Genomic DNA, 21,211 nt, shown 5'->3' with positions numbered 1-21,211 from the left:
CCCTCGGTTAACAGCGTTATCGAAAATGTTAACACCGTTAACGACCGGCGCTACCATGGACGTATGAAACTGGACCGTGCGGTCGTGGTGCGGGAGGCTCTGGCCCTGCTCGACCAGGTGGGTCTCGACGGGCTGTCGCTGCGCCGGCTCGCCGAGGAGCTGGGCGTCCGGGCTCCGGCGCTCTACCGGCACTTCTCCGGCAAGGAGGACCTGCTGCGGGCCATGGCGGACTCGATGTTCGACGCGGAGATGGGCGCGCTGGACCGTCCGGCGCCGGGCGACGACTGGGCCGGCTGGCTCGTCGCGCGCTCGCGCGCGATCCGCCGGGCGCTGCTGTCCCACCGCGACGGCGGGCGTCTCAAGGAGCACATGCACGAGCCGGTCGGCCAGTGGCCGGGGCTGGAGCTTCTGCTGCAGATGATGGAGGAGGCGGGCTTCCCGGTCGAGGAGGCCATGGCCGCGATCTCCGCTCTCGGCCACCAGATCTTGGGCTCGGTCATCGCCCAGCAGGAGGCGGAGCGGCTGACGGAGCCCCCGGGCGAAGGCGTGCACGTCGATCCGCGCCGGTTCCCGCGCCTGGCCCGGGCCGCCTCCCTGCGGGCCGGAAAGCGTGATCACGACCGCGAGTTCGAATACGGTCTGCAGGTGTTCGTCGCCGGGCTGCGCGGCGCGGCGGCACACGGCGGGACACCCGGCGGGACGTCCGGCGGATGGGGAACGGAGGCGGCCGGCGATCTCAGGTGAACAGTGTGCGCCCCCAGTAGTCGCCGCCGTCCACGACGCCGGGAGGGCAGGCGAAAAGGCCGCTGGAGACGTGCTTGATGTACTCGTTGAGCGCGTCGTTCTTGGCCAGCTCCATCTGGATGGGGACGAACTGCTTGCGCGGGTCCCGCTGGTAGGCCATGAAGAACAGGCCCGCGTCGAGCCGTCCCAGGCCGTCGGAGCCGTCGACGAAGTTGTAGCCGCGCCGCAGCAGCCGCGCGCCCCCGTGGGAGGACGGGTGCGCGAGCCGTACGTGGGCGTTCTCGGCGATGACGGGCGTGCCGTCTGCGCCCTTCCGCGCGAAGTCCGGCTGGTCGAACTCCGCGTGGCCGGTCAGCGGCGCGCCGCGGCCCTTGTCCCGCCCGAAGATCGACTCCTGCTCCGACAGCGGCGCCCGGTCCCAGGTCTCTACGTGCATGCGGATCTTGCGGGTGACGAGGTAGCTGCCGCCGTCCATCCAGGCCGGCCCGTCGCCGGAGGCGACCCACAGGTGGTCGCGGAGCATCGCGGTGTCCTCGAGCTTCAGGTTGTTGGTGCCGTCCTTGAAGCCCATCAGGTTGCGCGGGGTCGCCTGGGCCCGGGAGGTGGACGACGTACGGCCGAAACCGAGCTGGGAGTAGCGCACCGACACCTTGCCGAAGCCGATCCTGGCCAGGTTGCGGATGGCGTGCACCGCCACCTGCGGGTCGTGCGCGCAGGCCTGGACGCAGATGTCGCCGCCGGAGATGTCCGGCTCCAGCGCCTCGCCCGGGAACGCGGGCAGGGCGGCGAGCGCGGCCGGCTTGCGTGAGGCCAGCCCGAAACGGTCGTCGAACAGCGACGGGCCGAACCCGATCGTCAGCGTCAGGCCCGACGCGGGCAGCCCCTGGGCCTCCCCGGTGTCGTCCGGGGGAGCGTCGGGGGCACCGCCCACCGCGCCGAACGTGCCGGCGTCCTTGCCCTGCGTCATACGCGCCGCCGCGGCCGTCCAGTCCTGCAGCAGCTCGACCAGCTCGGCCCGTTTCGTCGTGATGACGTCGAAGGCGACGAAGTGGAGCCGGTCCTGCGCGGGGGTCGTGATGCCCGCCTGGTTCCTGCCGTAGAAGGGCTCCGGATCCGAGGCGGAGGCGGCGTGCGCGGGGGACTCCTCGACCAGCGCGCGCGTGGTCACCGCGCCCGCGCCGACCGCCGCCACTCCGGCGGCGCTCAGCCCGAAGAGCTTGCGCCTGCTGATGCCGCTCACGTGACCTCCCCTGCCCGCGAGGATCGCATGGTGTCGTACGGCGCGGCCTGCCCGGCGGGCCCCGCGGCGCCCCAGGTCACCGCGCCACCACCGCGGCGAGCTTGCTGATGGGCTCGGCGAGGGCGTTCACCGCGTCGGACAGGGCCCGCAGGTCGCCCTTGGACAGCTCCGTGTGCAGCTTCCACCCGTCGCCGCTACGGTGCTTGCCCAGCTCCGCCTCCGCGGCGGCGAACTTCTCGTCCAGCGTCTTCACCAGCGCCGGCTCGCGCTCCTGGAGGACAGGGCGCAGCGACTGGACGGCCGCCTTGGAGCCCTGCAGGTTGGCGTCGAAGTCCCACAGGTCGGTGTGCGAGTATCGGTCCTCCTCACCGGTGATCTTCCCGGTGGCGACCTCGTCGAGCAGGCCCTTCGCGCCGTTGGCCAGCTGCACGGGGGACAGCGTCGCCGAGTTGGCCTTGTTCACGATCGTGGTGACGTCCGTCACGAGCTTGTCGGCGATCTTCTTGTCGCCGCTCACGTCCTTGGCGACCCACAGGTCCTTTTCGATCTTGTGGTAGCCGGTCCACTCCTGGCCGTCGGCGACGTCGTTCTCACGGGCGTCGATCGCCGGGTCGAGGTCGCCGAAGATCTCCGCGACCGGCTCGATGCGCTCCCAGTAGGTGCGGGCGACCGGGTAGAGCTCCTTGGCCTTGGCGACATCGCCCGCCTTCACCGCGTCCGCGAACTCCTCGGTCTTGGTGAGCAGTGTGTCCGACTGGCTCTTGATGTACCGCTTGTAGCTGGCCACGGCCTCGGCGAGCTGGGCGTTCCCGCTCAGGGGCTGGTGCTCGCCGGCGACCTTGAGCGGGTTGCGGATGCCCTTGCCGGTCATGCCGGGCTTGCAGGCCGTCTCGTACATGCCGGGCGGCAGCTCCATGACGACGTCGCGGGTCAGGCCGGGGACGATGTTCTCGACCTCGCCCATGACGCGGTCACCGGCGGCGTACACGTAGAACTCGGTCACCTTGCTTCCGCTGTTGGTGATCGTGAACGTCGAGGTGCCGGCGGCCAGCTCGCTCTTGGCCACCGTGCACGCGGTGTCGGAAGCGGCGACGGTGATCTTCCCTGGCCGGCCCGCGGCCGCGGCCGTTCCTCCGGAGCCCGCCGTGTCGTCCGGCGAGCAGGCGGCGAGCCCGGTGATCCCGGCGAGGGCGAGGGCGGAGACGACGATGGGGGTACGGCGCATCGATGGCACTCCGGTCATGAGGCGGGCTGGGCGGACGTGGGGGCGGCGGGCCGGGCGGGGGCCTTGCCGGACGGCCGGAGGAACAGGATGAGGACCGGCGCGAGGTAGGCGATCCACGCCACGGTCTCCAGCACGCTGGGCGTCGCGGTGATGTTGAACATCCCGTTCACCAGCGCCGAGTACCAGGCGCCGGGATCGAGGACGCCGCTGATGTCGAAGGCGTGGGCGTTCAGCCCCGGAAGGACGCCCGACTCCTGGAGGTCGTGCACGCCGTACTTGAAGATCCCGGCGGCGACCAGGATCAGCAGGAGCCCCGTCCAGGTGAAGAACGTGGTGAGGTTGATCTTCAGCGCGCTCCGGTACAGGCCCCAGCCCAGCGCGACCGAGGTCAGCAGTCCCAGGGAGATGCCGGTCAGCGGGCTCGCCGTGGTGGTGGCCCCCTGCGCGGCGGCGAACCACAGAAGGGCGGTCTCCAGCCCCTCGCGCACCACGGCGAGGAACGCCACGCCGGCCACGGCGCCGGCGCCGAGCTGCAGAGCGCCGCTGAGCTTGTCGCGCAGCTCGCCCGACATCCGGCGGGCCGCCTTCCGCATCCAGAAGATCATGAAGGTGACGAACACGGTCGCGGCCAGGGAGGCGATCGCGTCGAACAGCTCGTGCTGCTGCGACCCGAGCTGGGCGGCGGTGAAGGTGAGGAGCGCGCCGAACCCGACGGACAGCGCGACGGCGGCGGTGACTCCCGTCCACACGAGCGGCAGCCGGTCGCGGCGGTCGCTCTTGACGAGGAAGGCCACCAGGATGGAGACGACGAGAGTCGCCTCCAGGCCCTCACGCAGGCCGATGAGATAGCTCGCGAACACGTGGCCTCCGGGGGAAGACGGGTAAGCCTTGCCTAAATTAGGACAGGGTTACCTTACCCACAAGTGGGTGAACACATGTAGCGGGGGTAGGCCTTTGTCACTTCCCGTGCCGGGTGGGGTCTCACCCGCTTCATGGCAGCCGTCTCACCTGGGGCGGTAACGCTTTGGACCGATCCTGCGAGTGTTTATCAGGAATCGGCCGGCGAGCGCCGGCCCCCTGAGGGCGGGAGGTGAGGGCCGCGTGGCGAGCCTGCCCCCTGCCGTGCGCCGGCTCTGCCTGGTGGTGGACGTCGAGGGCTACAGCACGCGCGGGAACCCGCAGGCGGTCGAGATCCAGAACCGGCTTCTGTGGTCCATGTGGCACGCCTGCAGGGCGGCGGGCGTCGATCCCCGCCGCTGCGACCAGCAGGACCGTGGCGACGGCCAGTTGATCCTGCTGCCCCCGGCGATCGACGAGGCGTTCGCCGTGCCGCGGCTGCTCCTCGGGACGCAGGCGGCGATGCACCGGGTCAACCGCCGCCCGCAGGACGTGGGCCGCATACGCCTGCGCGCCGCGCTGGCGCAGAGCCCGGTGCACAAGGCCGCCACCGGATACGTGGGGGACGCCGTCATCCACGCGTGCCGGATGCTCGACTCACACCTGCTGCGCCGCGCGCTCGCCGGCAGCCCCGCGGCCGACCTGGCGGCCCTGGTCAGTGCGGACATCTACCAGGGCGTGATCGCCCACGGGTACGGCGGGCTCGATCCGCACGGTTTCCGCAGGGTCGAGGTGGACGTCCCCGACAAGGGCTTCTCGGCGCCCGCCTACCTCTTCGTCCCGCGCGCTCCGGCCGACAAGGGCCTGGTCCCTGCGTTCGACGGAGTGGAGCGCCTGAGCTCCCCCCTCGTACGGGCCGCGCCCTGGGCGGCGCTCGGCATGACCGCGGGCGGGACCCTCTTCGCGGCCGCGGCCGCCGACGGCTTCGTGGCCGGCGACGACCAGCACCATGACGACCACATCCCGGGAGACCTTCCCGATGCGGCCCCCTGGGCGGAGCCGCAGGCGCTCGCGCCGGACCCCGCGCACGACGACGGGACGTGGCCAGGCCCGCTGGAGGAGGGGCTGACCGATCGGGACCATCCGGATCCCTGGGAGCCCGAAGGCGATCACCCGGCGTTCCCCGGCGAGGGGGACTGGCTGTGATCGGGATCCCGGACGCCTGGCCGCCGTCCAGCCTGATGTACGCGCTGACGCGCGACGACCAGCTCGCTCTCGCCTCGCTCGGGACGGCCCGGGCCCTGCCGAACAGGGAGATCCTGATGCTGGAGGGCGACAAGGGTGAGGAGGTGTTCCTCCTCCTCGACGGCTTCGTCAAGGTCACCGCGTACAGGGACGGCGCGGCGGAGACGGTGCTGGCGATCAGGCCGCGGGGCGAGCTGGTCGGCGAGTTCGCCCTCCTCGACCGCCGCCCCCGCTCGGCGACCGTGACCGCCTGCGGCTCGATCGTGGCGGTCCGGATCGGGCGGGAGCGGTTCCTGGAGTTCCTCCAGGCCCACCCGGAGGCGGGCCTGGAGATCACCCGCGGCGTCGTCAGGAAGATGCGGTCGGCGACGAGCCGGCGGATCGACGAGCGCACCCGCGGCGCGAGCGCGAAGCTCGCCCGCGTCCTGCACGAGCTCGCGGCCGACTACGGGCAGGAGCATCCGGAGGGGCTGCGGATCGAGCTGACGCTCACGCAGGTCGAGCTCGGGGCCCTGGCCGGGGTCGCCGAATCCACCGCCGAGGCCATCTTGTCGCGGTGGCGCCGGCAGGGAGTGATCGGGACCGGATACCGGCGCGTAGTGGTGCGCGACCTGCCGGCGCTCGCGTCGCTGGGGGACGACGATGACAATCCCTGAGCCCGGGGAATCCGGGCGGGTCCGGTGACCGCATGCTGGCCGGGTGACGGCCGACGAGCCGGCGATCAAGAGAATCCGTGAACCTCTGCAGGACGAAGGGACAGGCATGACGGCCGAGCCCATCCTGGCCGTGGACTTCGGGACGTCGTCCTCCTCCGCGGCCCTCGTCGCCGGCGGCGCGATCCTCCCGCTGAAGGAGCCGGCGTCCGGCTCGTGGTCGTGGCCGTCGTCCGTCTACGCCGACGATGGCACGCTCCACATCGGGGCGCTGGCGGAGCGGCGCAAGCGGGTCCGCCCCGAGCTGTACCGGGCGGAGTTCAAGCGTGACCTCGGCCACCCCGCGCCCATCGTGCTGGGCGACCGGTCGTACACACCCGAGGCGCTCGTGGCCGCCGTCCTGTCCGCGCTGCGGGCCGAGGCCGAGCGGCTCCACGGCGGCCCGGTGCGGCGGGCGGTCCTCACCGTGCCCGCGAGCTACGGCGCGCAGGACCCTCGGCGCGGGGCGATGCTGGACGCGGGCTCGGCGGCCGGGTTCGACGTCGCCGAGCTGCTCCCCGAACCGGTCGCCGCCGCCCTCGCGCCCATCACGGGCGCGCCGTTCGCCCCCGGCGACATCGGGCTGATCTACGACTTCGGCGGCGGCACCTTCGACGTGGCCGTCACCAGGACGGTGGAGGGCGGCCACGAGGTGCTGGGCCACGCCGCGCTCGACGACCTCGGGGGCCGGGACGTCGACGCCCTCGTGTACGGCGAGGTGCGCGGCCGTCTCGGCTCCCGCTCCGACGAGACCCCTCGCCTCCGGGCCGAGCTGGCCGACTTCTCCCGCCAGCTCAAGCACCAGCTGTCGGACGCCGCCAGAGCCGAGGACGTGTTCGCGTGGGCCGGTGAGCACGTGGAGCTCGAGCGCTCCTGGCTCTCCGGCGAGGTGACCCCGCTCCTCGCCAGGACGGTGGACTGCTGTCAGCGGCTGCTGGAGGGGTGTGGCCTGTCGTTCGACGACGTGTCCGCGGTGGTGCTGGTCGGTGGGACCACCCGCATGCCCGTCGTGCCCCTCTATCTGGGCCACGTGCTCGCCCGGCCCGTCCGCCGCGTCACCGACCCGGAGCTGGCCGTGACGCAGGGGGCGGCGCGGTGGGCGCTGACGGCCGGCGGCCGGGTGCTCAAGTCCGTCTCTCCCGCCCCCGGCACCGTCATCGTCTCGTGGGACGTCCCCGGCGGAGCCGCGACGCTGATGCGCTGGCTCGTGGACCCCGGCGCGCCGTTCGAGGAGGGGGCCGTCGTCGGGCAGGTGCGGCTCGGCGACGGCGCCCTCTGGGATCTGGCCGCCGGCACGCCGGGCACGCTCGTCCACCGCCATGTGAACCCCGGGGGGCTCGTCGTGAGCGGCGAGCCGATCCTCACCGTCTCCACCGCCGGCCACGGTCCCGGCGCCGCGCACCGGACGGTGACCGTCCCGCCCGCGATCCCCGGGGACCTGGCCCAGGCGGTCAACCATCCCGTCCCCGCCGTGCGCGAGGGCGCGGTGGCGCGGCTGGCCGGCCTGGTCGCGGGCGAGGACCGCACTTTCGAGGACTCCGCCAGGGCCGTGCTCGCGGCGATGCGCGACGACGACAGCCGCCGTGTGGCGACCGCGGCGACGCTCGTGCTGTCGCCCGCATCCGTGGTCAGCCCCTACCTGCCGGCCGCCGTGGCCGACCGGGTGACACGGGCGCGGGCGACGCTGAGCCCCGGGTCGCCGGGGGCGAGGGGCCTTCCACGGGCCGTGACGCCGCCCGGCCCCGGCGTCTCGGTGTCCGGGCGCTGGCTCACGGTGGTGAACGGCCTGCTCGGCGGCCTGGCCGCCGGCCTCGTCATCGGGCTCTTCCTCCTCGTGGCCGGAGGCTCCGATGACGTGGACGGCCTGCTGCCCGTGCTGGTGCCCCTGGGCGGAGCCGGCGGGCTGGCCTACGGCGCGATCCGGGCGCGCGGGGGAGTGTCCGCGCGCGTGCGGCTCTCCGGCCGCGTGGTCACGGTGCTCAGGTCCGTGGCGCTCGGGCTGGCCGCCGGGGTCGTGCTCGGGTTCGTCGCCCGAGAGGTCCTCGGCGTCGCGGGTGTCGTCGTGATCGTCATCGGAGCCGTGGCGGGCCTGGGCCACGGGCTCATGAAGGCGGGCGGCCGGTAAGCGGCGGGAGGAGGCACGAGATGGACGACGACCCCTTGGACGACTGGGGCGAGGTCTTCGGCGACGCGGGCGGCCCTTGGGACGGCTCCGGGGACGACTCCTGGGAAGGCGCCGATGACCACGACTCCGCCGAAGACGCACCCGGACCGGGCGAATGGGGCGGGCGGGAGGAGATCAGGTTCGGGCAGGTGCTCCCCCAGGAAGGGCTGAGCGAGGACGGCAACCCGGTCGCGTACTCGACCTCCTACGACGAGTACTACGACACGGTCACCAACGAAGAGGTCGAGCCCAAGTGAAGGGCCGGGCCGGAAGGCGGAATCCCCATGCGAGCTTTCGACGTCCTGCGCACCGAGATACTCGGTGTCTTCGCCGTGCTGACCCCTCTCGCCCGCCGCACGGACGCGGACGAGACCGCCAGGCGCCTCGGCGCGGCCGAGCACCGGCTGCGTGACGGACGGCTGACGGTGGTGGTGTGCGGCGAGTTCAAGCGCGGCAAGTCGCGTCTGCTCAACGCCCTCCTCGACGAGCCCGAGCTGTTCCCGACCGACACGACGTACGCGACGAGCCTGGTCACGACCGTGACGTACGGGTCGCAGGAGAAGATCACCGTCTCCGTGGAGGACGGCGCGGGCGGGCTGTCCGGCGTCCCCATCGGGCGCGACGAGATCAGGTGGTACGCCACCGAGAGCGGCAACCCGCGAAACGACAAGAAGGCGCGGCTGGTCGCCGTCGAGACGCCCAATCCCAAGCTGTCGTCGGGCCTGACGCTCGTGGACACACCGGGTGTCGGGGGCGTCTACGAGGAGCACACGGTCGTCACCGCCGGTTTCCTGCCGCAGGCGGACGCCCTGATCTTCGTGGCGGACGTCACCCAGCCGCTGACCGACAGTGAGCTCGCGTTCCTGGCCCGCGCGGCCGAGCTGGCGAAGATCACCGATGACGCCGACGCCCAGGTCTTCGTCCTGACCAAGATCGACGTGGTGGGCGACTACCAGGCGATGCTGGCCAACACGACGGCCAAGGTGGCCCAGGTGACCGGCCGGCAGGTGGAGGTCGTCCCGGTCTCCAGCCAGGCCAAGCTCGACTATCTCGGCAGCGAGGACCCCGAAGATCTTGAGCTGAGCAACTTCGGCCGGCTGGAGGAGGTGCTCTGGGCCGCCCTGGCCCGGAGGAGGGCCCGGCTCGTCCTCGGCGACGCCCTCGCCACCCAGGAGGCCGCGGCCCGGGCGCTGCTGCGGCCGGTCGAGACGGCGATCGAGGCGCTCAAGAAGAGCACGGAAGAGGAGTTGCGCGCGCTCAAGGGGGACCTGGCCGCCAAGGAGGCGAGGCTGAACGAGCTGATGTCGAACACGGCCGCCTGGAGGCAGGACGCCCGTGAGCTCCTGCACCGCCTCGGCAGGGAGCTGGTCCGCCGCGGCCAGGACGAGCTGGGCCAGGTCTGGCACCGGCTCGACACGAAGTACCTCTACGACGACGACTACCTGGACGAGCCCGAGCTGCTCGTGTCCCAGGTCATGGCGGACGTGACGGCCGTCGCCGGGGCGGTCGGCCTGCTCGCCGAGCGCCGCGGCGCCAAAGTGGTGGCCGAGATCTCGCGGTCGAACGGATTGGACCTCGGCACGCCCGCCGCGTACCGGCTGCCGCCGCCGCCCGTCCCGGACATCGAGGTGACGGGACGGCTGGGGGACGACGAGCAGGCCGTCAGCGACTATCGGCAGGTCCGCGACGTCGTGCTCGGCTCCAGCACAGGCGAGCGGATCGGCGGTGTGATCGGCAGTGTGCTCGGGGGCATCGTCGGCACGGTTCTGGGAGCCGGGGCGGGGGCCGTCGCCGGCGTGGCCGGCGGCGGCTGGCTGGGCAAGATGGCCGGCCGCCTGTTCGGTGCGAAGGCGGCCTACAGGGAGACCGAACGGGTCACCCGCATCCAGGACCGCAAGGCGCGGCGGCAGAGCCTCAAGGTCGAGCTGATGCCGCTCAGGCAGGCGCAGGAGCGGTACCTCGCCGGCGCCGTCGAAGAGCTGACCGGCCGGCTCACCCGGGCGGTCGTCGCCGAGCTGGACAGCCGGATCGCCCAGGAGAAGGAGAGCGTCACGGCGGCGACGAGGCGGCTCAGGGGCATGGAGCAGGACACCGTCAAGCAGTCGCGCGAGCGCCTGGCCGTCCTGGAGGCCGAGCGCCGCCCCCTCGACCGGGCGCTCGGGCAGATCGCCGGCCTCGCCGCGGAGGTCGCCGGACTCGGCGGCCACCGGCCGCCGCCGGACATGCCCGGTTCCGGTCCCGGTGCGGCCGGGCCGCCGGGGGCGGACGGGTGAGGGGGGAGGTTCGCAGTGCTTCGCGACCGTGCCGACGCCGCCTTCGACGCGGCGCGGGCGGCCCTCGCCGGGTCGCCGTCCCTCGCGCCGGTGAGCCGCGCGCTGGGGGACTACGCCGACCGGTTCCGTTCGGCGTTGCGGGTGGCCCTCGTGGGCCGGGTCAGCTCCGGCAAGTCGACCCTGGCCAACGCGCTCCTCGGCGGCAGGCGGGCGCCGACCGGCGTCGAGGAGCTGACGTTCAACGTGAACTGGCTGAGGCACGGCCCCGCCCCCGGCCTGGTCGTCCATTTCAGGGACGGGCGGCAGCCGGAGCGGCGCGACCTCGCCGACCTGGAGAGGCTGACGGTCCGCGCGCGCGGCGACGAGGCGCTGGCGGCCTACCTGCGCACGATCGACTACCTGGAGGTCGTCGACCCCAATCCGTACCTGCGTGCCTTCGACCTCGTGGACACGCCCGGACTCGACACGGCCTTCGGCGGCGAGTCGGGCAACACCGCGCGCTTCCTCGGGCGGACGCCCGACGACGTGCGGGCCGCCTCGCTCGATCACGCGAGCAAGGCGGACGCGATCGTGCTCGTCTTCGCGCGCGGGCTGGCCGCCGCGGAGGAGGATCTGCTGGCCGACTTCACCGGCGCGGGGATCGGCGTGGCGTCGCCGATCACCACGATCGGCGCGCTCACGAAGGTGGAGCTGTTCTGGCCGCTGCATCCCGATCCGATGGCCGAGGGCGCCCGCGTGGCAGAGCGCCTCATGGAGGCCGCCGGCGCCCGGCGGTACCTGTACGACCTGCGGCCGCTGGCCAGCCTCGTCGGGGCCGCCGCCGCGGTGTTCACCGAGGAGGACTTCGCCGACCTGGCGACCCTCGCGGCGGCGGCGCCGGACGTGCTGGCTGGCCGGGTCAGACGCGGCCCGCTGTTCACCACCAGGGACTACCCCGAGCTGGGCGTGCCGGCGGAGCGGCGCCGGGCCCTGTTCTCGCTCTTCGGCGGGTACGGCATCGCGCTGGCGTGCGAACTGATCAGGGACGGCCTGACCGAGGCCGCCGCCCTGCGGGCCGAGCTGCTTGACCGCAGCGGCATGGCGGGCTTCCGGAGCCTGCTCGTCGGCCACTTCGGCAACCGCGCGGAGCTGATCAAGCTGAGCCGCGCGATCGAGGACGTCAAGAGGCTCCCGCAGCTGGCCGGCGAGCTCGGCCCGCGCGACCGGATGACGCTCGACCGGGCGGTGGCGGCCGTGACGGAGCTGGAGTTCAAGGAGCACGCCTTCGCGGAGTTCTCCGTGCTTCGCAACCATTACGACGGTCTGCTGACCTTCGCCGAGCCGGAGGTCGCGGAGCTGCTGCGGGTCACCGGGGAGTTCGGCCTGAGCCTCGCCGACCGCCTCGGCCTCCCCGGCGCCGCGGCCCCGGCGGAGATGGACTCCCGGACGAGGGAGCGCCTGCGGCACTGGGCCGCCGTCGACCTCGACCCGTCGTACGGCGGCGCCACCCGCCGCGCGGGCCAGGTCGTCCGGCGGAGCTACGAACTGATGATCAACGAACTCGAAGGGCGCTCATGACCGGTCCCATCCTCGCCGTCGACTTCGGCACCTCCAGCTCCTCCGCCGTGCTCGTCGCGGCGGGGCAGACCGTCCCGCTGAAGGAGCCCGTCAGCGGCTCGTGGTCGTGGCCGTCGTCGGTGTACCTCGACGGCGAGACCCTCCGGGCCGGCACGCTGGCCGAGCGCAAGAAACGCATCCGTCCCGCCCACTACCGGTCGGAGATCAAGCGGCTGCTCGGGCACGACGCCCCCGTCGTGCTGGGCGACCGCTCGTTCGCGCCCCGCGACCTCGTGATCGCGGTGCTGACGGCGTTGCGCGCCGAGGCGGAGGCCGTGCACGGCGGTCCGGTACGGCGTGCCGTGATCACCGTCCCGGCCGCCTACGCGCACCAGGACGTCCGCAGGACCCTCATGATCGAGGCCGCGCACTCCGTGGGGCTGGTCACGGTCGAGCTGCTGGCCGAGCCCGTCGCGGCCGCGCTGTCCGCCCCCGCGGGTGAGGAGTTCACCGACGACCTGGTGCTGGTCTACGACTTCGGCGGCGGCACGTTCGACACGGCGCTGGTCCGCCTGCGCGGCGAGGGCTACGAGGTGCTCGGCCACGCCGCGCTCGACGACTGCGGCGGCCGCGACGTGGACGCCGCCGTCTACGCCGAGCTACGCGGCGGCGGCGCGGTGCTCGGGGGCGCGGTGCTCGGGGGCGCGGTGCTCGGGGGCGCGGTGCTCGACGGCGCCGACCCGGTCGTGGCACAGCGAGCCCGGCTGGAGCTGGTGGATCTGGCGAGGAACATGAAGCACCAGCTGAGCAGCGTCCCCGAGGCCGAGGAGGTCTTCTCGCCGCTGGGCATGGAGCTCACGCTCGGTCTGCCTCGCTTCACCCGGCTGGTGGAGCCGCTGGTCCGGCGCACGATCGACTGCTGCCGGGGCCTGCTGCACACCTGCGGTGTCCAGCCCGGCGAGGTGTCGGCGGTGCTCCTTACCGGCGGCAGCAGCCGGATGCCGATCGTGAGGAACGAGCTCGCCGCGGCGTTCGGCCGTCCCGTCCGCGCCTCGCGCGACCCCGAGCTGGCCGTCGTGACGGGCGCCGCCCGCTTCGCCGCCGACGCGCCCCGGCGCGTTCTGCGTCCCCTGTCGTCCGCCGGATCCGGCCTGCGCTGGGAGATCCCCGGCGGCGGAGGAACCCTGCTGCGATGGCTCGTGGCCGAAGGCGACCGGCTCGGTCCCGGGACACCGGTGGCCGAGCTCAGATCGGTGGACGGCTCGGTGTGGCTGCTGGCGGCCGGCAAGGTGGGCGTGGCCGGGACGCTGCACGGGCGCTACGGAGACACGGTGACGGCGCAGGCCGATCTGGTCACGCTCCCCGCACGTCCCGCGGCTCCCGCCCAGGTGCCGGTGGAACGGCTCCGCGGCACGCCGCGCCAGCTCGGCAAGCTCGACGGGGTCTCCGCCGTCCAGGCGAGCCCGGACGGCCGGGCCCTGGCGGTCGCGTTGGAGACCGGGGCGATCCACGTCCTGGACTCCTGGGACCCCTCGCGGCCGTCGTTGCGGCTGTCCGCCGAGCGCGACCCCAGCCACGTCTACCTCTACCAGTTCGACCCCGATGCCGGTGTGATCGGCTGCCACTGCGTCGGCCGGGGCGTCGTCCAGGAGTGGGACCTGACGAGCGGCGCCCTGCGGCTGACCCGCGACGTCGGCGCCGGGAGCAACGTCACCTGGAGCCAGGACCACCGGCTGATGGCCGTGGTGGCGGAGGACGGGCGCATGCGGGTGGCCGACGTCGAGCGCGACCGGGAGATATGCGGCCACCAGTGGACGTTCGGCCAGTACGAATCGCCACGGCCGGCCTTCAGCGCGGACGGCGCGATCCTCGCGGGGAACACCAAGAAGGACGGCCTGCTGCTCTGGAGCACGGGTGACGGCCGGCCGCTGACCCCGGGGGGACTGGGTGGCGACAGGTTCTACGAGTTCAGCCCGGACGGCCGGCATCTCGCGGCCTGGAGCTACGGCACGTCCGTGGACGTCTGGGGGTTACCCGACCTCGCCCACGCCGGGCGTTTCGACGACGAGGCGAGCCCGTCCTTCAGCCGCGGCGGAGACCTCCTCGCCACGGTCACCCGGCGAGAGGTCGTCGTGCGTGACACCGAGACCTGGCACGTGCGGTCGCGGCTGCCGCACTACTGCGAGAAGAACCTCGGCGACCTCCGGTTCAGCGAGGACGGGCGGCTGCTGAGCGGCCTGTCGTGGGGAGGGGAGATCCTCACCTGGGATCTGCACGCCGGTGAGCCGGTGAGCCGCTTCTCCGCCGGCGACGGCCTGACGATCCGCGTGACGTACCGGGCCGACTGGCGCGTGGCCGTCACCTCTCCGTACGGGGGCGACGTGGACGTGTGGGACCTGGCGCGCGGAACCCGCGTCGCGCGCATCGGCTGCGCTCCGGGGACCCGCGACTACTTCCCCTTCCACTACTTCGACGAGGACGGGCGCCGGCTGGCCGTCCTGACGGCCGACAAGCTCAGGATCTGGAATCTCGTCCCGTGAACCCGAGATGGCCGAATCCCATCCTGTGATGGCTTTTCCGCCGCTTACGACCTGTAGACATCCGGTGACGAGCCGGCTATCCGGGAGGAGCATGTGAAGCAAGCGATTCTCGCCGTCGACGTCGGCACCAGCTCGTCCTCGGCGGCGCTGGTCTCCGGAGAGTCCGTCGAGCTGGTCAAGGAGCCCTCCTCCGGGTCGTGGTCCTGGCCGTCCGCCGTCTGCCTGACCGACGAGGGCCTGCTCGTGGGGACTCCGGCAGACCGGCGTAAACGGCTGCGGCCGGAGCTCCACCGCGCCGAGTTCAAGCGCGACCTGGGCAGTGGGGCGCCGATCGTCCTGGGGGAGCGGGAGTTCCTCCCCGAGGAGCTCGTGACCGCGATGCTGCGGGCGCTCAAGTCGGAAGCGGAGGCCGTGCACGGCGCGCGGATCGACCGCGCGGTGGTCACCGTCCCGGCCACTTACGCCACGGCCGACCCCCGGAGGAGCCTGATGATCTCCGCCGCGGAGGCGGCCGGGTTCGCCGTGGTGGAGCTGCTCCCCGAGCCCGTGGCCGCGGCCATGGCGCCGGTCGCGGGAGGGGCCTTCCCCCCGGGGGATCTCGTCCTCGTCTACGACTTCGGCGGCGGCACCTTCGACGCCGCGCTCGTCCGGGTAGGGCCTTCGGGCATGCACGAGGTGCTGGGACACGCCGCGCTGGACGACTGCGGGGGGCGGGACGTCGACTCCCTCGTCTACGCGGAGCTGCTGGCGCCGGGCGAGGGCGACCTGGCGGCCGCGATGTCCGGCGGCCCCGAGGGGCGGCGCAACCGGCTGCGCCTCGGTGACCTGGCCCGGCAGCTCAAACACCAGCTCAGCGAGGCGAGAGCGGCCGAGGACGTCTTCGACCCGACCGGCAACGTCGTCCGGTTCGACCGGGACAGGCTCGTCGAGCTCGTCATCCCGCTCCTGGACCGTACGGTCTCCTGCTGCCGCGGCCTGCTCGACAGGTGCAAGGTCCCGGCCGGCCGGGTGTCCGGAATCCTCCTCGTCGGGGGCAGCATCCGGATGCCGGTCATCGGCGAGTTCGCCGGCAGGGCGCTGGGACGGCCGGTCCGCCGGGTCCGCGATCCCGATGTCGCGGTCGCGCTCGGGGCGGCGCGCTGGGCCGGCCAGGCGTCGCAGCGGTTCTCCACGTCCACCACTCCCGGTCAGGGGGAGCGGCCGTTGAGGTGGCCCGTGCCGGGCGGCTCGGGGGTCCTGCTGAGGTGGCTCGCCGGTGTGGGCGACCGCTGTGGTGAGGACCGGCCGGTGGCGCTGCTGCGGCTGCCCGATGGGGCCCTGCACGAGCTGCGGGTGCCCGCCGCGGCGGAGGGGACGGTCTCCGCGCTCCACTACGAGACGGGGGCGGTCGTGACCTCGTCCGACTGGCTCCTGACGATGTCGGCGCCGGAGCCCGCGCCGCCTCCCCAGCCCGGCACCTCTCAGCCCGGGGCCTGTCCGCCTCGCCTCCAGGTGGTGTGCGACGGGATCGTGTCCCACGACGACACGGTGACGGCCGCCTGCTTCGGGACCGTACGAGGACGGCTCGTGCTCGCCACGGCGAGCAAGGACGAGTACGTCAAGGTGTGGGACGCCGAGACCGCCCGTCTCCTGCACGACGTCTGTGAGCACGACGCGGCCGTCTGGTCCGCCGTCTCCGGGACGATCGGCGGGCGGGCCGTCCTGGTCACCGGAGACGAGGACGGCCAGGTCGTCATGTGGGACCCGAAGCGGCGGGAGGTGATCACCTCCTCGGACCACTTCGGCACCGCCGTCCGGGCACTCGCCTTCACCACCTACCGCTCACGGCCCTGCCTCGCGATCGGCGGCGAGGACGGCACCGTGTGGTGCACCGCGATCTCCAGCCCTGACGTAGATCTCGCCGACCCCGACGCCCGGTACGACTTCGAAGCCGAGGTGCACGCCCTGGCCTTCCTGGAGATGAACGGCTCGCCGGCGCTCGCGATCGGCGGGGAGAGCGACTACGTGGAGATATGGGACTACGACGACGAAGAGGTGGTCGAGACCTACGACTACGACGGCGCGGTGCGGGCGCTGGCCGCGACGTCCTTCGAGGGCGCACCGCTTCTCGCCGTCGGAGGGACGGAGGACGAGGTGCACCTGTGGCACCCGGCCAAGGGCTCCCTCCTCCGCGTCCTGCGGGGTCACTCCGGCACCGTACGGGCGGTCGCCTTCGGCGCCCTCCCCGACGGGACGCCGATCCTCGCCAGCGGCGGCAAGGACGACACGGTGATCCTTTGGGACGTGGGGACGGGGGAGCGCCTGCACACGATCGACTACCACGGGGACACGGTCAGGGCCCTGGCGTTCGCCCCGCACGGCGACCGCACTCTGCTCGCCACCGCGAGCAAGGACGAGACCGCGGTGATCTGGGAGATCACCGGATGAGCGACGACAAGAACGATGACGACAGAGACGATATGGAGGCCGCGATGGCCGAGGAACCCCTTTGCGCTCCCGACTTCATCCGCGCGGCCGGCGCCGTGGTCTGGCGGGGCGACAGTGAGGCGCCGGAGATCGCTCTCGTGCACCGGCCGAAGTACAACGACTGGACGCTGCCCAAAGGGAAGATCGTCCACGGCGAGCACCCCGTCGCCGCCGCCGTACGGGAGGTCTACGAGGAGACCGGGCTCCGCGTCACCCTGGGGCGCTGGCTGCGCTCGGTGCACTACGAGAAGAAGGGCTGGGCGAAGCGGGTCGACTACTGGGCCGCCCAGGCCGCCGGGCCGGCCGACTTCGTCGAGAACGAGGAGGTCGACCGCATGTCGTGGCTCCCGTTGGAGGCGGCCCGGACGGCGCTCACCTTCGAGCGGGACATCGCCGTGCTGACCGACTTCGCCGCCGGGCCCGTCGCCACCACCCCGATCGCCTTCGTCCGGCACGGCCAGATGTCCGGCTCCGGCGACGACTGGCGGGGCAAGAAGAAGATGCGTCCCCTCGACCACGTCGGCATGCTGCAGGCGGAGAGCCTGGCCGGCGTTCTCGCCGCTTACCGGGCCGGCAACCTGGTCAGCGCGCCGAGCGAGCGCTGCACGCAGACGCTGGAGCCGTACCGGTCGGCGAACCGCCTGACCGTCCGGCAGGACAAGCTGTTCACGAAGAAGCACTATGAGCCCGCCGGGGCCCTCCGCGTCGTCCTCGGCGCCATGGCCGTACGGGAACCGACGGCGATCTGCGGCTACCGCGAGAGCCTCGAAGGCGTGCTCGCCGAGATGTGCAAGGGGCGGTACGACGGGGAAGCGGCGCTGCACCTGTTCAAGGGATCGCTCGTGGTGCTGCACCACGCCGCCGAGCGGATCGTCGGCCTGGAACGTTACATTCTCTGAGCCGCCGCGCCCGGCGTTCCGCGGACGTCTGGGCATCAGCGTCGAGGGCCCGGAGCCGGGGAAGGGCTACCGCCGCTGCGACACGGCGTGTTGACAGCTCCCGACCACCGGTCAAAAGTGGTGAAATGATCTCCCCCAGCATGCGCGCGACCCCCCTCGCCGCACGATCGAGAGCCGCCGCACGATCGAGGGCGGCGCAGACCGTCACGTGGGCGGCCGGCCTTGTCGCGGCGCTCGCCCTGTCGGCCTGCACCGGGCAGGAGGAGCCGTCCCGAGGGAACTCCCCGGGCGCCTCGCCGGCGGCGGGTGCCGCGTCCTCCAGCGGGCCCGGGGGGCTCACTCCCGAGGCGTACCGGACCGCGCTGGCCTCCGCGGGCCCCGCGGTCGGCACGAGGCTGGGCGAGATCGCCAAGGCGCGCTCGCTCCGCTCGCTGCGGCAGCGGATCGATCGGGCGAAGGACGCGGCCGAGGCCGCCGCCGGGCAGCTCGGCGGCGTCCAGCCGCCGCCGGAGGTCGGGCCGGAGCACGCCGACTACGTCGCCGCGCTGCGCGGGATCGACAGCCGGCTGGACACGCTCGCCGAGGACGTCGGCACCCGTTCGCTCTGCACCGCGTCCGCCGTCCTCGCCAGGCTCGGCAGGTCGGACGAGTTCGCCGGCCTCAAGCAGGCGGGCGCCGACCTCGCGGACGGCGGTGACTTTCCGGGAGGCGTGGTGAAGCTCAAGCCGCCGAAGCAGCGCAGCCGGCGCCTGGGCAACGGCACGGTGCTCGTCTCCGCCGTGCGCGGGGGCCGGGGCAGCGTGACCGTGAAGAACGGCGGCTCGGCCGACGGCGTCGTCACGCTCACGAAGGGCAAGAAGAAGGCCCTCAGCTTCTACGTGCGGAAGAGGGCCAGCGCGAAGATCTCCAACATCAGGGACGGCAACTACCGCGTCTACTTCACCACGGGGGTGGACTACGACCGCGGGGCCCGCGCGTTCACTCGTGACTGCAGCTTCTCGCGGTTCGACGACTCCCTGCGGTTTCACACGATCTACAGCGCCACGCAGGTGCGCTGGACCAGCTGGACGATCACCTTGAACAAGGTCACCGGCGGGAACGCCCGGACCAGCCCGGTGGACCCCGACGACTTCCCCGCCTGAGGCGCGCGACTCTCGCCGGCGCCGTCCGTGGCGGGCCGTCCCGTTCCCGTACGGCGAAGGCCGCGGCCTCCTGGGAGGGAGCGCGGCCTTCGGGGGAAACAGGACGGAGGTCAGCTGGAGAAGAGCATGCCCACCCAGCCGCGGTTGTGGTGGTGGTGCCCGTAGTGGCCTCCGTGCGGGGCGCCCCAGGCCGGACCGCCGTGGGCGGGCGGCGGAGCGGCGTACTGCTGCTGCGCCCACTGCGCCTCGAGCCGGGTCAGGGTCTCCAACTCGCCGTAGTCGAGGAAGATCCCCCGGCAGTTGTCACACTGGTCGATGTGGATCCCGTTGCGGTCGAAGGTCCGCATGCGGCCCCGGCACTTGGGACACTCCATTGGTAACGCTCCCTACCTCATGTCTGCGCCTTGGCGGCCGCGACGATCCGCCCGCAGGCGGAGACCAGGGCCCCGGTGACGTCGTCGAGCGGATCTCCCGCCCGCGTCGCCGCGGCCACCGCCGTCGCGGCCAATTGGACCGTCAACGCCCGGGCGGGCATGTCGAGTTCCCGCCACGGATCCCCGTCCGGGACGGCGATGCCGCCCTCGGCGATGTAGGCCGACAGGAGCCGGTCCCACGAGTCCGGGTCGAGCAGCCCGGCGGCGAACCACGCGGCCGGCCGGGCGAGATCCCACACCGGGTCGCCCACGCCGAGGTCGTCGGGGTCGATGAGCACCCACTCCCCGCGGTAGCGGACGAGCTGCCCCAGGTGCCAGTCGCCGTGAGTCAGCGCGCGACCGCCCCGGGCCGGGGGAAGCGTCCCGTACGCCTCCCGAATCACCTCGCGGGCGGCCGCGGGGGCGCCGGCCGCGGAGAGCTCGGCCATCGCGCGTGCCAGACGGGCGGGTCCCCCGGCGGGCGGCAGGCCGGCGGGCACGGGGCGGGCGTGCAGGCGGGCCAGCAGACGGCCGCCCTCCTCCCAGGGCGCGTCTCCCACCTCCAGGTCGAGAGGGGTGAGGGGCACGCCCGCCGGCCAGATCGTGACGAGGCGGCCGTCCAGGCGCTCCACGCCGAGCGGGGGGAGCATGAGACCGGGCAGGTCGCGGGCCGCCTCCAGCCGCCTGCGCAGGAGCCGCTCGTCGGTGCCCGGAGGGTGGGCCTTCACAACCACGTCGCCGACCCGGACCACCAGCACCCGGGTGTCCTTGAGCACCGTCACCGGGCCCTCGCGGCGCGAGAGCCTGGCGAGATCGTCAACCAGCATTGGGGGACACGCGCTGATCGTTCACGACCGACAGCCTAGGGTGCCGGTATGAAGATTGGCTTCGCCGTACCGGTGTCGGGCTCGTGGGCCACGCCGGAGAACATGAGGCGGGTCGCCCGCCGCGCCGACGACCTGGGCTATCACGAGGTGTGGACCTTCCAGCGGCTGCTCTACCCGGTGGGGCACGCGATGGGGCCGGTCTACCGCAGCGTGCAGGACCCCGTCGTCACCCTGTCGTACCTGGCGGGCCTCACCGAGCGGGTGCGGCTGGGGGTCGCGGTGCTCAACCTGCCCTTCGTCTCCCCGGCCCTGCTGGCAAAGCAGCTCGCCACGCTGCAGGACGTCTCCGGCGGCCGGCTCGACGTGGGGCTGGGGCTCGGCTGGCTGGCCGAGGAGTTCGCCGCCTCCGGGGTGCCGATGGAGCGGCGCGGCAGGCGCGCCGAAGAGTACATCGGCCTGCTGCGGCGGCTGTGGACCGAGGACACGGTCGAGCACAAGGGGGAGTTCTACGAGGTGCCCCGCTCCCACCAGGATCCCAAGCCACCCGTCCCGCCACCCGTTCTGCTCGGCGGCACCGCCCGGGTCGCCCTGGAGCGGGCCGGCCGGCTGTCGGACGGTTGGATCAGCTCCAGCAGGGCCGACCTGGAGACGATCGACCAGCAGATCTACATCGTAAAGGAGGCGGCTCGGGAGGCGGGACGCGACCCCGGCGCACTCAGGTTCATCGTGCGCGGGGTCACCCGCCTCCGACCCGAGAGTGAGGGATTGCTTTCCGGGCCGTCCGAGAAGATCCGCGAGGACGTGGAGGCGCTCGCGGCGAAGGGCGTCACCGAGGTCTTCCACGACCTCAACTTCGACCCCGAGATCGGCGACCCCGCCGCCGACCCGCAGGAGTCGATGCGGCGCGCGGAGCACGCGCTGGAGGAGCTGGCTCCACGCGGCTGACCCCGCGTGCGTCCTGACGTGCG

17 protein-coding genes are annotated in these 21,211 nt (G+C 72.9%); 12 read left to right on the top strand and 5 right to left on the bottom strand.

Features of this window, described 5'->3' with window-relative positions; all coding sequences use genetic code 11:
- Positions 1 to 63 precede the first annotated feature (63 nt).
- Positions 64 to 744 carry a TetR/AcrR family transcriptional regulator C-terminal domain-containing protein gene (locus AB0B72_RS12825; protein ID WP_367738788.1) on the top strand — a complete coding sequence of 227 codons (681 nt, stop codon included), beginning with the start codon at positions 64 to 66 and terminating at the stop codon, positions 742 to 744.
- Here the strand turns inward: AB0B72_RS12825 and efeB are convergent.
- From efeB to efeU, 3 genes are all read right to left on the bottom strand, one after another.
- Complete coding sequence (efeB, locus tag AB0B72_RS12820) at positions 737 to 1,984, bottom strand: iron uptake transporter deferrochelatase/peroxidase subunit (RefSeq protein WP_367738787.1); 1,248 nt, start codon at positions 1,982 to 1,984, stop codon at positions 737 to 739. The two genes, AB0B72_RS12825 and efeB, sit on opposite strands and share 8 nt — an antisense overlap.
- A 76-nt stretch (positions 1,985 to 2,060) precedes the next feature.
- Positions 2,061 to 3,209, bottom strand: a complete 1,149-nt coding sequence (efeO, locus tag AB0B72_RS12815) for an iron uptake system protein EfeO (protein ID WP_367738786.1) — start codon at positions 3,207 to 3,209, stop codon at positions 2,061 to 2,063.
- Positions 3,210 to 3,223: 14 nt separating this feature from the next.
- Entirely contained in the window at positions 3,224 to 4,069 is an 846-nt protein-coding gene (efeU, locus tag AB0B72_RS12810; RefSeq protein ID WP_367738785.1) for an iron uptake transporter permease EfeU, read from the bottom strand.
- 241 nt (positions 4,070 to 4,310) lie between these two features.
- Between efeU and AB0B72_RS12805 the strand changes: the two genes are divergently transcribed.
- The 10 genes from AB0B72_RS12805 (at position 4,311) to AB0B72_RS12760 (ending at position 19,003) form a co-directional block, all read left to right on the top strand.
- Complete coding sequence (locus tag AB0B72_RS12805; protein ID WP_367738784.1) at positions 4,311 to 5,252, top strand: hypothetical protein; 942 nt, start codon at positions 4,311 to 4,313, stop codon at positions 5,250 to 5,252.
- Positions 5,249 to 5,947 (top strand): Crp/Fnr family transcriptional regulator, encoded by a 699-nt coding sequence (locus tag AB0B72_RS12800; RefSeq protein WP_367738783.1) that lies wholly within the window; start codon positions 5,249 to 5,251, stop codon positions 5,945 to 5,947. The genes AB0B72_RS12805 and AB0B72_RS12800 overlap by 4 nt, the downstream gene beginning before the upstream one ends.
- 106 nt (positions 5,948 to 6,053) lie before the next feature.
- Entirely contained in the window at positions 6,054 to 8,108 is a 2,055-nt protein-coding gene (locus AB0B72_RS12795) for an Hsp70 family protein (protein ID WP_367738781.1), read from the top strand.
- 20 nt (positions 8,109 to 8,128) lie between these two features.
- A complete protein-coding gene (locus AB0B72_RS12790; RefSeq protein ID WP_367738780.1) occupies positions 8,129 to 8,404 on the top strand; it encodes a hypothetical protein in 276 nt (91 codons plus the stop codon).
- 27 nt (positions 8,405 to 8,431) lie between these two features.
- Positions 8,432 to 10,420 carry a dynamin family protein gene (locus AB0B72_RS12785; RefSeq protein WP_367738779.1) on the top strand — a complete coding sequence of 663 codons (1,989 nt, stop codon included), beginning with the start codon at positions 8,432 to 8,434 and terminating at the stop codon, positions 10,418 to 10,420.
- Between the two features lie 15 nt (positions 10,421 to 10,435).
- A complete protein-coding gene (locus AB0B72_RS12780; protein ID WP_367738778.1) occupies positions 10,436 to 11,977 on the top strand; it encodes a dynamin family protein in 1,542 nt (513 codons plus the stop codon).
- Positions 11,974 to 14,496, top strand: coding sequence for an Hsp70 family protein (locus AB0B72_RS12775; protein ID WP_367738777.1), 2,523 nt, complete (start codon positions 11,974 to 11,976; stop codon positions 14,494 to 14,496). Before AB0B72_RS12780 ends, AB0B72_RS12775 begins: the two co-directional genes overlap by 4 nt.
- Before the next feature lie 93 nt (positions 14,497 to 14,589).
- Positions 14,590 to 16,923: an Hsp70 family protein gene (locus AB0B72_RS12770; protein WP_367738776.1), complete on the top strand. Its 2,334-nt coding sequence runs from the start codon at positions 14,590 to 14,592 to the stop codon at positions 16,921 to 16,923.
- A complete protein-coding gene (locus AB0B72_RS12765; protein ID WP_367738775.1) occupies positions 16,920 to 17,861 on the top strand; it encodes a bifunctional NUDIX hydrolase/histidine phosphatase family protein in 942 nt (313 codons plus the stop codon). The genes AB0B72_RS12770 and AB0B72_RS12765 overlap by 4 nt, the downstream gene beginning before the upstream one ends.
- Positions 17,862 to 18,001: 140 nt before the next feature.
- Positions 18,002 to 19,003 carry a hypothetical protein gene (locus AB0B72_RS12760; protein WP_367738773.1) on the top strand — a complete coding sequence of 334 codons (1,002 nt, stop codon included), beginning with the start codon at positions 18,002 to 18,004 and terminating at the stop codon, positions 19,001 to 19,003.
- 110 nt (positions 19,004 to 19,113) lie between these two features.
- Here the strand turns inward: AB0B72_RS12760 and AB0B72_RS12755 are convergent, their stop codons facing one another.
- The gene (locus tag AB0B72_RS12755) at positions 19,114 to 19,377 is read right to left on the bottom strand and encodes a zf-TFIIB domain-containing protein (RefSeq protein WP_367738772.1); all 264 of its coding nucleotides are present in this window, start codon (positions 19,375 to 19,377) and stop codon (positions 19,114 to 19,116) included.
- A 17-nt stretch (positions 19,378 to 19,394) separates the two neighbouring features.
- Entirely contained in the window at positions 19,395 to 20,243 is an 849-nt protein-coding gene (locus AB0B72_RS12750) for a phosphotransferase family protein (protein WP_367738771.1), read from the bottom strand.
- A 48-nt stretch (positions 20,244 to 20,291) separates the two neighbouring features.
- Here AB0B72_RS12750 and AB0B72_RS12745 point away from each other — a divergent pair, with 48 nt between their 5' ends.
- On the top strand, positions 20,292 to 21,188 hold the full coding sequence (locus tag AB0B72_RS12745; RefSeq protein WP_367738770.1) for a TIGR03619 family F420-dependent LLM class oxidoreductase: 897 nt from the start codon (positions 20,292 to 20,294) through the stop codon (positions 21,186 to 21,188).
- Positions 21,189 to 21,211: the final 23 nt, after the last annotated feature.

Origin of the sequence: Microbispora sp. NPDC049125 (genome assembly GCF_040802045.1) — a bacterium.
GTDB lineage: Bacteria > Actinomycetota > Actinomycetes > Streptosporangiales > Streptosporangiaceae > Microbispora.
The sequence above is the reverse complement of the archived record's forward strand: the minus strand, read 5'-3'. Positions and strand labels throughout refer to the sequence as shown.